The sequence below is a fragment of the Microbacterium sp. AK009 genome, assembly GCF_013410955.1.
Lineage (GTDB): Bacteria > Actinomycetota > Actinomycetes > Actinomycetales > Microbacteriaceae > Microbacterium.
In genome coordinates this window covers 1-13,593 of the sequence record NZ_JACCCG010000007.1, presented here as the reverse complement: position 1 = coordinate 13,593, position 13,593 = coordinate 1, and the positions used below count along the sequence as shown (strand labels likewise).

General features: G+C 68.4%; 9 protein-coding genes. 2 read left to right on the top strand and 7 right to left on the bottom strand.

All coding sequences use genetic code 11. The features are described from left to right. Positions 1 to 46: 46 nt before the first annotated feature. Positions 47 to 493: a recombinase family protein gene (locus tag HDC37_RS15665; RefSeq protein ID WP_257021574.1), complete on the top strand. Its 447-nt coding sequence runs from the start codon at positions 47 to 49 to the stop codon at positions 491 to 493. 111 nt (positions 494 to 604) lie between these two features. Continuing rightward, positions 605 to 1,162: a flavin reductase family protein gene (locus HDC37_RS15660; protein ID WP_179561343.1), complete on the top strand. Its 558-nt coding sequence runs from the start codon at positions 605 to 607 to the stop codon at positions 1,160 to 1,162. 65 nt (positions 1,163 to 1,227) lie between these two features. Here HDC37_RS15660 and HDC37_RS15655 read toward each other — a convergent pair whose 3' ends face one another. The 7 genes from HDC37_RS15655 to HDC37_RS15625 all read right to left on the bottom strand — a co-directional run bounded on the left by HDC37_RS15655 (position 1,228) and on the right by HDC37_RS15625 (position 13,167). Then, positions 1,228 to 3,501: an excinuclease ABC subunit UvrA gene (locus HDC37_RS15655; RefSeq protein WP_179561342.1), complete on the bottom strand. Its 2,274-nt coding sequence runs from the start codon at positions 3,499 to 3,501 to the stop codon at positions 1,228 to 1,230. Between the two features lie 73 nt (positions 3,502 to 3,574). Further along, the gene (locus tag HDC37_RS15650; protein ID WP_179561341.1) at positions 3,575 to 4,159 is read right to left on the bottom strand and encodes a DNA-3-methyladenine glycosylase I; all 585 of its coding nucleotides are present in this window, start codon (positions 4,157 to 4,159) and stop codon (positions 3,575 to 3,577) included. Between the two features lie 39 nt (positions 4,160 to 4,198). Further along, complete coding sequence (locus tag HDC37_RS15645) at positions 4,199 to 6,322, bottom strand: acyl-CoA dehydrogenase (protein WP_179561340.1); 2,124 nt, start codon at positions 6,320 to 6,322, stop codon at positions 4,199 to 4,201. 175 nt (positions 6,323 to 6,497) lie between these two features. Then, the gene (locus tag HDC37_RS15640; RefSeq protein ID WP_179561339.1) at positions 6,498 to 8,165 is read right to left on the bottom strand and encodes a formate--tetrahydrofolate ligase; all 1,668 of its coding nucleotides are present in this window, start codon (positions 8,163 to 8,165) and stop codon (positions 6,498 to 6,500) included. 192 nt (positions 8,166 to 8,357) lie between these two features. Continuing rightward, positions 8,358 to 10,352 (bottom strand): DNA helicase RecQ, encoded by a 1,995-nt coding sequence (gene recQ, locus HDC37_RS15635; RefSeq protein ID WP_179561417.1) that lies wholly within the window; start codon positions 10,350 to 10,352, stop codon positions 8,358 to 8,360. Positions 10,353 to 10,386: 34 nt separating this feature from the next. Further along, positions 10,387 to 10,923: a DUF1697 domain-containing protein gene (locus HDC37_RS15630; RefSeq protein WP_179561338.1), complete on the bottom strand. Its 537-nt coding sequence runs from the start codon at positions 10,921 to 10,923 to the stop codon at positions 10,387 to 10,389. 348 nt (positions 10,924 to 11,271) lie between these two features. Beyond that, positions 11,272 to 13,167, bottom strand: coding sequence for an ABC transporter ATP-binding protein/permease (locus HDC37_RS15625; RefSeq protein WP_179561337.1), 1,896 nt, complete (start codon positions 13,165 to 13,167; stop codon positions 11,272 to 11,274). Positions 13,168 to 13,593 lie beyond the last annotated feature (426 nt).

The window sequence follows — 13,593 nt, the reverse complement described above, 5'->3', positions numbered from 1 at the left end:
GCGAGGAAGGTCGCGGCACGCGTCATCCCGGGTGAGAATGGATGCCATGACTGCGGGATTCGGCGAGGCGATGGAGACGAGCCCCGTCCCCGTCCCCCACGACGCCGCCGACTGCCCCAAGTGCTTCACCGAATTGCAGCGCGACCGCGACTGGTGGGCCGCCCGCCCCTCGGGCGCACGCTTGGTCGGGCTCGTCATCGCCCGCGACGACATGCCCTCGGTGGTCGAACAGCGCGAGTTGCTCACCCGCTTCGGGGTACCGATCGAAGGGTTCCGCCACCCCGCGCCCGAGACCCTCGAGACCTGGGAGGAGCGGCTGGTGCGCCTGTTCGGCACGCTGCGCCAGGGGGATGTGCTCGTCGTCGCGAACATCCACGCGCTCGGGCGCGACATCGAGGAGGAGACGCGCACCGTCGCCGCCCTCCGCCGCCGCGGCGTCGTCGTGAAGGTGCTCAGTCACGGCGCCCGGCACCTCTACGACGCCGGTCGGTGAGCGGTGGGGAATCGTTCGGGAGGCCGCGCGGTTTCCTCTGTCGTGCCCAGCTCTGAAACATCACGAAACGCGATGACGGCGAACGATCTGTCGCGGGCTAGCCTGCCGCCCATGACCCGTTCCGCCGCCGGCACCCACCCCGCGTCGTTTCCGACCGCCTCGCTGAGCGCCGAGGAGTTCAAGACCGTCTTCCGCGGACACCCCGGCGGGGTGGCCGTCATCACCGCCGACGCCGGCGACGGACCGGTCGCCCTGACGGCGACCTCGGTGTCGTCGGTGAGCGCCGAGCCGCCGCTGCTGATCTTCTCGCTCTCGGCCATCTCCTCGGCCGCCCCGACGATCGCCGCGGCCGACACTGTCGTCGTGCACCTGCTCGACGCGCACGACCTCGAGCTCGCCAAGCTCGCCGCGACGAGCGGCATCGACCGCTTCGCCGACACGTCGCTGTGGGCGCGGCTTCCGACGGGCGAGCCGGTGTTCCCCGGGGCACGGGCGTGGCTGCGCTGCGCGATCATCAATCGGATGGATGCCGGCGCCTCGACCGTCATCGCCGCGCAGGCGCTGCAGCATCAGATCACCCGCGATGTCGAGCCGGGCGAGCCCGCCGACGCGCTGGTCTACCACAACCGCACCTGGCACCGCCTCGGCGAGCACTCCCAGCTCGGCTGAGCGGCGCGGCGCGTCGCGCGTCGGCGCGCGCCGGCGAGAGCGGTCGCGCTCATCGCCCCCCGCGCTCAGGCCCCCACGTAGGTGCGCAGGTGCCGCGCGGTGAGCGTGTCGCCCGTGGCCACGAGATCGGCGGGCGTTCCCTCGAACACGATGCGCCCGCCGTCGTGGCCCGCGCCCGGGCCGAGGTCGATGATCCAGTCGGCGTGCGCCATCACCGCCTGGTGGTGCTCGATGACGATGACGCTGTTGCCGGCGTCGACGAGCCGATCGAGGAGGCGCAGCAGATTGTCGACGTCGGCGAGGTGGAGCCCCGTCGTGGGTTCGTCGAGCACGTAGATCGCGCCCTTCTTCGCCATCGAGATCGCCAGCTTCAGCCGCTGCCGCTCGCCGCCTGACAGCGTGTTCAGCGCCTGCCCGAGCGTGATGTACCCGAGCCCGACGTCGATGAGACGCGCGAGCGTGGTGTGCGCGGGGCCGGTCGGGAAGAAGTCCGCCGCTTCGGCGGCCGACATCGCCAGCACCTCGGCGATGTTCTTGCCATTCAGGAGGTACTCGCGCACCTCGGCGCTGAATCCCGTCCCCTCGCACACCTCGCACAGCGTCTCGACGCTCTGGGTGTAGCCGAGCGTGGTGATGATGACCCCGAGGCCCTTGCAGACCGGGCAGGCACCCGCCGAATTGGCGCTGAACAGCGACGCCTTCACGCCGTTCGCCTTCGCGAACGCGGTGCGGACGGTGTCGAGGATGCCGGTGTAGGTCGCCGGGCTCGACCGGCGTGAGCCCTTGATCGGCGACTGGTCGACCACGACCACGTCGTCGAAGGCCGGAACGTTGCCGTGGATCAGCGAGGACTTCCCCGACCCCGCGACCCCGGTGACGACGGTGAGGATGCCGAGCGGGATGTCGACGTCGACGCCGGTGAGGTTGTGCTGCGTCGCTCCGCGGATCTCCAGCGCCCTACGGCGGTCGCGGGTCGACGCCTTGAGGGTCGCGCGATGGTCGAGGTGCCGGCCGGTGAGCGTCGCCGAGGCGCGCAGCCCCGCGACATCCCCGGTGTATTGGATCTCGCCGCCGGCTCGGCCGGCGCCGGGTCCGAGGTCGACGATGTGGTCGGCGATCTGGATGACCTCGGGTTTGTGCTCGACGACGAGCACCGTGTTGCCCTTGTCGCGCAAGCGTTGGAGGAGGTCGTTCATCCGCTGGATGTCGTGGGGGTGCAGGCCCGCCGTCGGCTCGTCGAAGACGTAGGTGATGTCGGTGAGGGAGGACCCGAGATGGCGGACCATCTTGGTGCGCTGTGCCTCGCCGCCCGAGAGGGTGCCCGACGAGCGGTCGAGCGACAGGTAGCCGAGACCGACCTCGACGAAGGTCGCCGTGAGGTGCTTCAGCCCCGTCATCAACGGCCCCACCTCGCGGTCGTCGACGGTGTCGAGCCAGGCGGCGAGGTCGGAGATCTGCATCGCCGCGGCATCGGCGATCGAGACCCCGTCGATGAGGGATGACCGCGCCGCTTCGTTCAGGCGCGACCCCCCGCACTCGGGGCAGGCGGTGAACATCACGGCACGGTCGACGAATGCGCGGACGTGCGGCTGGAGGGCGTCGCGGTCCTTCTGCAGGAAAGACTTCGTGACCTTGGGGACGAGTCCCTCGTAGGTCATGTTGATGCCCGTGACCTTGACCTTCGTGGGCTCCTGGTAGAGGAGCGCTTGCAGCTCCTCGTCGGAATAGTCGCGGATCTTCTTGTCGGGGTCGACGAACCCCGACTCGGTGAAGATGCGCACCATCCAGCCGTCGACGTTGTACCCGGGGATCGTCAGCGCGCCTTCGGCCAGCGACCTGTCCCGATCGAACAGCTCGTCGAGGTTGATGTCGCTCACCTCGCCGAGCCCCTCGCAGCGCGGGCACCAGCCCTGCGGGAGGTTGAAGCTGTAGTGGAAGCTCGCACCGGCGCTCGGCTGCCCGAGCCGGCTGAAGAGGATGCGCAGCATGGCCTGCGCGTCGGTGGCTGTGCCGACCGTGGACCGCGAGTTGGCGCCCATCCGCTCCTGGTCGACGACGATGGACGCGCTGACGTTCTCGAGGGCGTCGACCTCGGGGCGGCTCAGCTGCTCCATGAACTGCTGCACGAACGTCGGATACGTCTCGTTGATCAGCCGCTGCGACTCGTTGGCGATCGTTCCGAACACCAGCGACGACTTCCCCGATCCGCTGACGCCGGTGAAGACGGTGAGGCGGCGCTTGGGGATGTCGACGGTGATGTTCTTGAGGTTGTTCTCGCGGGCACCGACGACCCGGATGAGTCCGTGCGAATCGGCGATGTGAGCGGATGCTGCGGCCATGCGTTTCCCGTCTGTCGAGGCGTAGCGACCCTACAGCGTGCCACCGACTGCGGACAGGGGCTGTCCGCAGCCCTCACGCACGCGCGCCGGCCGCGCGCCAGCAGCCTTCCAGATGATCGTCGACCATGCCGGACGATTGCATGAGGGCGTACATCGTCGTCGACCCGACGAATCGGAACCCGCGCCTCTTCAGGTCACGGCTGAGCGCGTCGGACTCCGGGGTCGTCGTCGGCAGATCGGCGAACGATCGCGGACGGGGCCGCTCCGCACCATCCGGAGCGTAGGCCCACATGAGCGCGTCGAGCGCACCCTCGGGCATCTCGGTGACGATGCGGGCGTTGCCGATCGTGGCGAGGATCTTCGCGCGGTTGCGGACGATGCCCGCATCGGCCATGAGCCGCTCGATGTCGTCGTCTCCGAACGCGGCGACGACCCTGGGGTCGAACGCGGCGAAGGCGTCGCGGAACGCGGGGCGCTTGCGGAGGATCGTGATCCACGAGAGCCCGGCCTGAAACCCCTCCAGGCTCATCTTCTCGAACAGCGGCCGATCGCCGTGGAGCGGCCTGCCCCACTCCTCGTCGTGGTAGCGCCGATACTCGGCGTCGTCGCCGACCCACGCGCAGCGGTCGCGTCCGTCGGGCCCGGTGACCACACTCATGCGGTCAGTATGCCCGGACCCGACGACATCCCCAGCCCGCTACTTCTTCTGCAGCGTCTTGCCCTCCTGCAGCGTCTTCTCCGAGATCGGCTCGTCGCCGGCGGCGGCGCGAGCGCGGTAGTACTCGCGAGCCTCCTCCTGGCGCACGCGCTCCGCCCCCGAGGCGATCGGCGCTCGCACGTGCTCGGGCGCGAACCCGTAGGCGTCGACGAGGTCCTGCGCGTGGGGGCGCAGCCGCGCGCAGAGCCGGTCGATGTAGCGCGACACCGCGGCGGCGCGCTGCGTCGAAAGCCGCCCGTTGATGAGGTACCACGCGAGGTGCTTCTCGATGAGGTGCAGCCCGAACAGGTCGCGCAGCCACGTCAGCACCTGGCGGGTGCCGGGGTCTGCCACAGCTTTGACGCCGTCGGAGAAGGCCTCCCACTGCAGCAGCTCGCCGTGAGCCCGGGCCGCCTCGATCAGCTCGGCCTGGTGGCTGTTGAACAGGGCGGCGGCCTCGGCCTTGTCGAGCTTGGCCGCGGGGCGGAGCGCAGCGGCGAGATCGGCGACCATCTGCTCGACGCGACCCGAGAGGATCTCGTGCTGCTGCTCGGCGCGAAGCCCCAGCTCCACCGAGCGCGCCGTCGAGCCGAAGTCGGCGACGGCCTGTCCCAGCTGACGCAGGCCCGCGCCGTGGAAGACCTTGCCCGCGGTCTGCGCTGCCGCGAACCGGGCGAGTGCGGCGGCATCCTTGCCCTTGAACTGCTTGGCGTAGTCCGACAGCAGGCGCTTCCCGACCAGCTGCAGGAGCACGTTGTTGTCGCCCTCGAACGTGACGTAGACGTCGAGGTCGTGGCGAAGCCCCGTCATCCGGTTCTCAGCCAGGAATCCCTGTCCACCGCACGCCTCGCGGCTCTCCTGGATCGTGTTCAGCGCATTCCACGTCGACAGGGGCTTCAGCGCAGCAGCGAGGGTCTCGAGGTCTTCGCGCTCCTCGGGGGTGTCGGCGCGCCCCGAGAACACCCCGTCGAACTTGCGCAGCAGCTCATCATGGGCGAAGAACTGCGCGTAGTTCTGCGCCAGGAGCGGCAGCAGCCGGCGCTGATGCTTGCCGTAGTCCAGCAGCACGACCTCGTCGGTACCGGCACCCGAATCGAACTGGCGGCGCTGGTTGCCGTAGGTGATCGCGATGTAGAGAGCCAGAGCGGATGCCGTCGTGACGGCCCCGTCGAGCGAGACACGTCCCTGCACGAGGGCGCCGAGCATCGTGAAGAAGCGGCGTCCGGGGCTGTCGATCGGGCTCGAATACGAGCCGTCGGGCGCGACGTCGCCGTAGCGGTTGAGAAGGTTCTCGCGCGGGACGCGCACCTGGTCGAAGTGCAGGCGGCCGTTGTCGATGCCGTTCAGTCCGCCCTTGGGGCCGTCGTCCTCGCCGCCGATGCCGGGGAGGAAGTTCCCCTCGTCGTCGCGGATCGGCACGAAGAAGCAGTGCACGCCGTAGTTGACGCCGCCGGTGATCAGCTGCGCGAAGACGGTCGCGGCCTTGCCGTGCAGGGCGGCGTTGCCGAGGTAGTCCTTCCACGCCGCGCGGAACGGCGTATGGATGACGAATTCCTCGGTGTGGGGGTCGTAGGTGGCGGTGGTGCCGATGGCAGCGACGTCGGAGCCGTGCCCGGTCTCGGTCATCGCGAACGCGCCTGGGAGCTCCATCGACATGACGGGGCGCAGCCACCTGTCCCAGTGCTGCTTGGTGCCGAGCTGGTAGATCGCCGAGGCGAAGAGGCCCCACTGCACACCCGACTTGATCTGCAGGCTCGGGTCGGCGAGCACGAGCTCTTCGAAGCCGGCGAGGTTCGCACCGTTGTCGTCGCCGCCGCCGTACTCGGCGGGGAACGCGCGGCGCCCACCGCCGTTGTCGGCGAGGAGGTGCAGCTGGGTGAGGGTGCGCTCGCGGTGCTCGGCGACGGTCAGGTCGTTCACCTGCCAGAACGCGGAGTCTTTGATCAGCTCACGCGCCTCGCGGCGGGTGTCGGCCCAGGTGCCGAGCAGCAGGTTCGTGACGGCATCGATGTCGATGCGGGCCTCGGATGCCTCGGCCGCCGTGTGCGCGGCAGTCGGCGCTCCACCGGCGGGCGTGTGGGAGTCGGATGCGGGGGTTTCAGGACGAACGGCGGCGTCGGCCATTTCTCACCTCTCCAGAAGGAGTCGAAGGAAGTCACCTAGAACGGTAGGTGTCCCACAACGTGCTTCCAAGTGCGTTGTGCGTTCGACACAAGGATGTCCGACTGCGTCGCGGGGGCCGATTGTGCCGAAGCGACATCCGGGCGGGATCCGCGTCCGCGGACGCACAGCGGTCAGGTCAGAACAGCCCGACAATCCGTCCGTCGTCGGTGACGTCGATGGTGTTCGCGGCGGGCGCCGCCGGCAGACCGGGCATCGTCATGATGTCCCCGCAGATCATGACGACGAACCGGGCCCCCGCCGCCAGGCGCACCTCGCGGATGTCGACCACGTGCCCGGTCGGCGCGCCGCGCAGCCGCGGGTCGGTCGAGAAGGAGTACTGCGTCTTCGCGACGCACACCGGGTACCCGCCGTACCCCTCCTCCTGCAGGCGCCGGATCTGCGCGCGCACCGCACTGGAAGCCGTGACCTCGGATGCTCCGTAGATGCGTGTCGCGATGGCGCGCATCTTGTCCCACAGGGTCGCGTCGTCGGGGTAGGTGAGCGTCGGCTCTGCCGGCTCGTCGCAGAGGCGCACGACTTCGCGCGCGAGATCCTCGGCTCCAGCCCCACCCTCGGCGAAGTGCCGGGCGACCACGGCGGTGACCCCGGCGGCCACCGCCTCCTCCTGCAGCGCCGCGACCTCGGCATCCGTGTCCTCCGCGCGGTGATTGATGGCCACCACGACCGGGAGCCCGAGCACCCCATGCACGATCTCGATGTGTCGCCGCAGGTTGACCGTGCCGCGGCGGAGCGCCGCGACATCCTCGGTGGCGAGGTCTGCCACCTCCACGCCGCCGTGATACTTCATCGCCCGCACGGTCGCGACGATGACGGCGGCAGAGGGGCGGAGGCCCGTGGAACGGCAGAGGATGTCGACGAACTTCTCGGCGCCGAGGTCGGAACCGAATCCCGCCTCGGTGACGACGTAGTCGGCCAGATGCAGCGCCGTGTCGGTGGCGAGGTACGAGTTGCACCCGTGGGCGATGTTCGCGAACGGCCCGCCGTGGACGAAGGCGGGCGTGTGCTCGAGCGTCTGCACGAGGTTGGGGGCCAGTGCGTCGCGCAGGAGTGCCGCCATCGCCCCGTGGGCGTCGAGGTCGCGCGCGCGCACCGGCTGCCGCTCGCGGGTGTAGCCGATCACGATCTCGCCGAGCCGTGCCTTCAGGTCGGCGAGGTCGGTGGCGAGGCAGAAGATCGCCATCACCTCACTCGCCACGACGATGTCGAAGCCGCTCTCGCGCGGGTAGCCGTTGCCCGGACCGCCGAGCCCCGTGACCACATCGCGGAGGGCACGATCGTTGACGTCGAGAACGCGCCGCCACGTGACGCGGCGCACGTCGATGCCGAGCGTGTTGCCGTGATGGATGTGGTTGTCGATGAGCCCCGCGAGGAGGTTCGTGGCCACGCCGATCGCGGCGAAGTCGCCGGTGAAGTGCAGGTTGATGTCTTCCATCGGCACCACCTGCGCGTACCCGCCGCCGGCTGCGCCGCCCTTCATCCCGAACACCGGCCCGAGCGCCGGTTCGCGCAGGCAGATCGCGGCGCGCGCGCCGACCCGGTTCAGCGCGTCACCCAAACCGACCGTCGTCGTGGTCTTTCCTTCCCCCGCGGGCGTCGGGGACACGGCGGTCACCAGGACGAGATGGCCGCGAGGGCGATCCCGGATGCTGCGGGCGAACGACAGCGCCACTTTGGCCTTGTGTCGGCCGTAGGGTTCGAGGGCGTCGGCGGGGATGCCGAGCTTGTCGGCGATCACTCCGATGGGCTCGAGCTGCGCCGCCTGGGCGATGTCGATGTTGCTCATGGCTGGGTTGGACCTCCCGGGCCTCATCGCCCGATGTCTCGTGGGCATCGTCGCCCGGTGTCTCGCGGGCTCTCTCGCCCGATCTCGCCTCTGGGCACCGTTGGCCCGTCGTCCCGTGTGCTGCGTCGCAGTTCGGCCGCAGCTTGTGACGGAGGCGCCGTCGCCCCCGTCTGGAGCCTAAAGGACAGACGCTCAGCCGGCCCGGACCACGTCGAGAACGGCCTCGCCGTACGCCTCCCGCTTCTTCGCGCCGATCCCGGGGATGCCTTCGAGGTCGGCCGCGCTCTCGGGGCGGCGTTCGGCCAGGGCGCGCAGTGTCGCGTCGCCGAAGACGATGTAAGCGGGCACCCCCTGTTCGCGGGCAACGCCGGCGCGCCAGGCGCGAAGCGCCTCGAACAGCGGCCTGTCGCCGTCATCCAGCGTCTCGCTCGCCGCGGCTTTGCGCACACGGCTACCGCCGCCCGAGCGACCGAGCACGTCGCGGCGGAGCGGCACCTCGGTGTCACCGCGCAGCACATCGGGCGCCGCCTCACCGAGGGCGAGGGTGCCGTACTCGCCGCGGGCGACGAGGATCCCGCGGGCGAGCAGCTGCCGGATGACGCTGCGCCAATCCTGTTCGGACAGGTCGGCGCCGATCCCGAAGGTGGCCAGCTGGTCGTGCCGCTGCTGGCGCACCCGCTCGGTGCTGTTGCCGCGGAGGATGTCGATGAGCTGTCCGGCGCCGAACGACTGGTTCCGCTCGCGCTGGAGCCGGACGATCGTGGAGAGGAGCTTCTGTGCGGCGACCGTGCCCTCCCACGTCTCGGGCGGCTCGAGGCAGGTGTCGCAGTTGCCGCAGGGGTCGGAGGGCTGGCCGAAGTAGGCGAGGAGGTTCTGCCGGCGGCATCCCACCGTCTCGCAGAGCGCCAGCATCGCGTCCAGGTGCTGGCCCAGACGGGTCTTGAACACCCGGTCACCCGGGGAGGCGTCGATGAGGCGCCGCTGCTGGACCACGTCGCCGAGGCCGTAGGCCATCCACGCGATGCTCGGCTCGCCGTCGCGCCCGGCGCGCCCGGTCTCCTGGTAATAGCCCTCAACCGACTTCGGCAGGTCGATGTGCGCGACGAAGCGCACGTCGGGCTTGTCTATTCCCATGCCGAACGCGATGGTGGCCACCATCACCACGCCGTCCTCGCGGAGGAACCGGGCCTGGTGGGCGGCGCGCATCTCGGCGGGAAGCCCCGCGTGGTACGGCAGGGCCTCGATCCGCTGCGCCCGCAGGTATTCGGCGGTCTGCTCCACGGTCTTGCGACTCAGGGCGTACACGATCCCCGCCGAGCCCTCCGGCTGGGCGCGGATGAACGAGACCAGCTGCTTGCGCGGCTCGACCTTCGGTTCGATGCGGTACTGGATGTTGGGGCGGTCGAAGCTCGCCACGAAGTGCCGGGCGTCGGGCAGGCGGAGCCGCTCGGTGAGCTCGCGATGGGTCTCGCGGGTGGCGGTGGCGGTGAGAGCCAGACGGGGGACACCGGGGAAGCGCTCGGCGAGGTCGCCGAGGGCGAGGTAGTCGGGCCGGAAGTCGTGGCCCCACTGCGACACGCAGTGGGCCTCGTCGATCGCAATCACGCTCAGCCGGCCGCGCTGAAGGAGCGCGGTCGTGGCGGGGTTCGAGAGGCGTTCGGGGGCGACGTAGAGGAGGTCGATCTCACCCGAGAGGTAGGCGCGCTCGGTGGCGGCGCGCTCGGGCGAAGACTGCGTGGAATTGAGGAACGCGGCGTGCACACCGTTGGCCACAAGCGCGTCGACCTGATCATGCATGAGGGCGATGAGGGGCGAGATCACCAGCCCCGTGCCGGGTCGCACGAGCGCGGGCACCTGATAGGTGACGCTCTTGCCGGCGCCCGTGGGCATGAGCACCACCGCGTCTCCGCCGGCGATGACGTGCTCGACCACTGCGGCTTGGTCGCCGCGGAACGCGTCGTAGCCGTAGACCTCTTTCAGGACCGTGCGGGGATCGGCGCCGGAGAAGTCGCGGCGCGCGACTCCCGGTGCTGCGACCGGCAATCCCGGAACGTCATCCGGGGGCAGCCAGGCGTCTTCCGGCGGGTACCACTCCTCGTCATCGGGCGGGACGAGATCGGACGGCGGGGGGTCGAACGGGGGCGCCTCGTCGAGGGGGTATCGGTTCGCGTGCGCCACGGCGGCCATGCTACGCGGTGGCGCCGACACCGGGTTCACCCTGTCAACACCACCGCGCGGCGAGGGCGGTGACGACGGTGTGCGTGCGGTTGGTCGCCACGCCGAAGAGCTTGGCGGCGGCGAGCGGGTCGACCCTCCCCTCCTGGTAGCCGGGGCTGAGAAGCGCGTGGGCGGCGCGCCCGCGCACCACCATCCGACCCTCGTTACCGGAGGTCGCCTCGATGGCCGCCGTCTGATCTTCAGTCGGCGGCTCCTTCATCAGGTAGACGTAGTGGCGCGCGAGACCCGGATGCGCGGCTGAGAGTTCCGCGACATCCTCTGCCACACGGCGGAACTCCTCCTGCGAGAACACGATCGTCGGAACCTCGAAGCCCCGGTCGGCGGCGAAGGCTGTTTCGAGCGCCGACTCGATGCGCGCACGTGAGCGCATCCCCGTGGTGAAGCGGACGTTGCCCGTGTTGATGTACGTCTCGACCGCGGTGAAGCCCACGCTCTCCACGACGCGGCGGATGTCATCTTTGGGGAACACGCGCTTCGCGCCGAGATTGACGGCGCGAAGAAAGGCGAGGTACGTGGGCACTCGACCACCCGTCTCATAACTGGTGCCAGGCGCAGGCTGAGGCCGGTCACGTTACGAGACATGGTTGTGAGAATCAAGGATGCTCGCCAACGTCGCGTGAATTCCTTATGCAGCGGGAGTTCGACCGCCGAGCGTTTCGCGGATTAGAGCTAACGGATGAGACGTCGCAAAAGGGAAGGGATATGAGACAGATTCTGATTCGCGATGACTAGCACACAAGTCGCTCTCACGTAGAAATAGTCATGAGCGGTGGCCCGAGTAGTCAGATGACGCGCAAGCTGCCCCGCCGACGGAAAGCATGATGGGTTCGCCGTGCCGAGCGCCGCCTCCAGCGGGCTGTCACCACGATCATCGGATCGCGTCAGCAGGATCGACTCTGGACGCTCGCAACGCTGGTACCGCCGCCGATACCGCCCCCGCAAGAAGGCCAATCGCTGGCGCCATAGCTAGGGTTTCCCACGGGACAACTGCCGACCAGCCTCGTGATGCCGCGACCGCCACCGCGACCGCTAGGCCGCCAGCAACGCCGATGAACGCACCGGCGAGACCTAGGAGCGCTCCTTCAAACACGAACACTAGACCGACTCCCCATGGACTCAAACCCAGTGCTCGGCTCAGTGCTAGTTCTTGGAGCCTTGCCTGGACGGCGAGAAACATGGCTGCGGAAACACTCAGGACCGCGAATCCGAGTAGCGCCCACGACAGCGAAAGGAGCAAGCCCTGGAGATCCGTGGAGACCCCCACACGAAGGTTTCTTAAGTCTCCCACCGTCGAGACCTCGACACTGCCGGGCGAAGAAGGCGAGATAGCAAGCGGGATCGCATCCGCCACCGCAGCTGGGTACCCAGCTTCGGTGTGAATAAGCAACTGCCTGGAACTCACGAACTCGTCTTGCAGTGGGATCACGATGGCTCGAGTGAGGGACTCCTCCCGTCCCCCCGAGTCGATGACTCCCAGCACCGTGTAGGGGCGATCCGCCACCCAAATTTCGTGCCCAAAGGACTCGGACACTACACCTAGTGATTCAGCGATTCGTGTCCCCACAAATGCAACCCTCTGCCCCTCCGCGAAGTCGTGGACCGCAGGAGCGGGCGCAACCTTGGCTCCCGTCATTTCGAGGAACGCTTTGCTGGCCGTGATGGTTGCGGCAGTTAGGTCCGGGGTTGAAGAAAGGAGTCCAAGTCGGGAAGGCCGCGCAAGGCTTCCCTCGACGGTGCCAACTTCGCCAACCCGTGCCACGGCGGGCAGTTCTTGAATCGCGGATATCCAGGACCTTCGGACATCTTCATTGGTGGCGACGGATGCGGGCATCGCGACACGAAGCTCGTCGCGAGCAGCTGCGGCAAGGCGGTCGGCAATCTGTTGGGACGCACTCGCCCCGACCCCCGCAGCCGCGACCAGCCCAGCAATGGCTAGTCCGAAGGCCGCTGCCAGCGCCAACGAGCGAAGAGGTCGGCTCGTTGCGTTGTTGACCGCACGCGCGAATCTATCGAGCAGCTTGATGACTCCTCGACCGCGAGGCGACTCAGCGCGCGGCGCGCGCTTCGCCTGGCCTTCTCGAGAAAGGTTCGACCTCAACTCGTCCTCGACCCGACCGTCCCGGACGGTGACGGTTCGATCGGCGTGGGATGCGACGTCCACATCATGGGTGATGAGGATGATCGTGGTCCCGGCGCGGTGAAGGGAGTGGAGTAGCTCGACTACGCGCGCTGTCGCTGCCGAGTCAAGATTGCCGGTTGGCTCACCAGCAAGTAACACGCGGGGTCGGGCAGAGATGGCCCGCGCCACCGCAAGCCTTTGTCGTTCGCCTCCCGACAAGTAGCGAGCGAGGGATAAGCTCTTTTTCTCCATATCGACAACGCGCAGCGCCCGGGCGACCTCCGCGCGTTGTTCCTTCAGTCGCACACCGCGAGCCGATAAGGCAAAGGCAGCGTTGCGCTCGACACTGTCCCAAGGGTTGACATAAGACGACTGAAAGACAAACCCAAAGGTTTGCGATCTCAACTCATCGCGCTCAGCAGAGGTAAGTGACCTTACGTCTGCCCCGTCAATGAGATATGACCCGGTCCAAGAATTGTCAAGCAGGCCAAGGATGTTGAGCATCGTGGATTTGCCGGAACCGGACGGCCCCACGACCGCGACGAACTCGCCCTCATCAACCCGGAGCGTTGCCCGATCCAACGCGAGCCACTCTGAATTCTCACCGTACGGTCGCGTGACTGACCGCAGCTCAAGGAGCGGCACTTCTCAACCCGACACTAAGACGCGGTCTCCGGCGACGACGTCGTTCGACTCGATGGCGGACCAACCGCCGGCACTTCTCACCTGCTGCACCGATACACGTACGGCGCCCTCGTCGACTTGCTTCATGACGTATGAGCCTCGGGTGTCGCTACGCACAGCGATAGTCGGCACCGCGAGCTGGGGCTCACTCGCCTCTCCGAAAACGATGGTCACCGGCTCGCCCGGCGCAGACGTTCCATCGTCCGTGAATACGACTCGCACATCGCGTCCGGGTGGCCACCCTTCCTCCACGTTCGCTTCTCGAAAATCACTCACCGATTCCACTAAGCCTGTGGACTGACCCCGTCTTGTAGGTCCAGTCGTTGTGTGAGTCGTCCTGTCGCCCGAGGGTTCGGGCAGGGAGACTGGTCAGATCATGACGAACAG

Coding starts and splice junctions, on each gene's coding strand:
- HDC37_RS15665 (WP_257021574.1), top strand. CDS start 47: ATGACTGCGGGATTCGGCGAGGCGATGGAGACGAGCCCCGTCCCCGTC.
- HDC37_RS15660 (WP_179561343.1), top strand. CDS start 605: ATGACCCGTTCCGCCGCCGGCACCCACCCCGCGTCGTTTCCGACCGCC.
- HDC37_RS15655 (WP_179561342.1), bottom strand. CDS start 3,501: ATGGCCGCAGCATCCGCTCACATCGCCGATTCGCACGGACTCATCCGG.
- HDC37_RS15650 (WP_179561341.1), bottom strand. CDS start 4,159: ATGAGTGTGGTCACCGGGCCCGACGGACGCGACCGCTGCGCGTGGGTC.
- HDC37_RS15645 (WP_179561340.1), bottom strand. CDS start 6,322: ATGGCCGACGCCGCCGTTCGTCCTGAAACCCCCGCATCCGACTCCCAC.
- HDC37_RS15640 (WP_179561339.1), bottom strand. CDS start 8,165: ATGAGCAACATCGACATCGCCCAGGCGGCGCAGCTCGAGCCCATCGGA.
- recQ (WP_179561417.1), bottom strand. CDS start 10,352: ATGGCCGCCGTGGCGCACGCGAACCGATACCCCCTCGACGAGGCGCCC.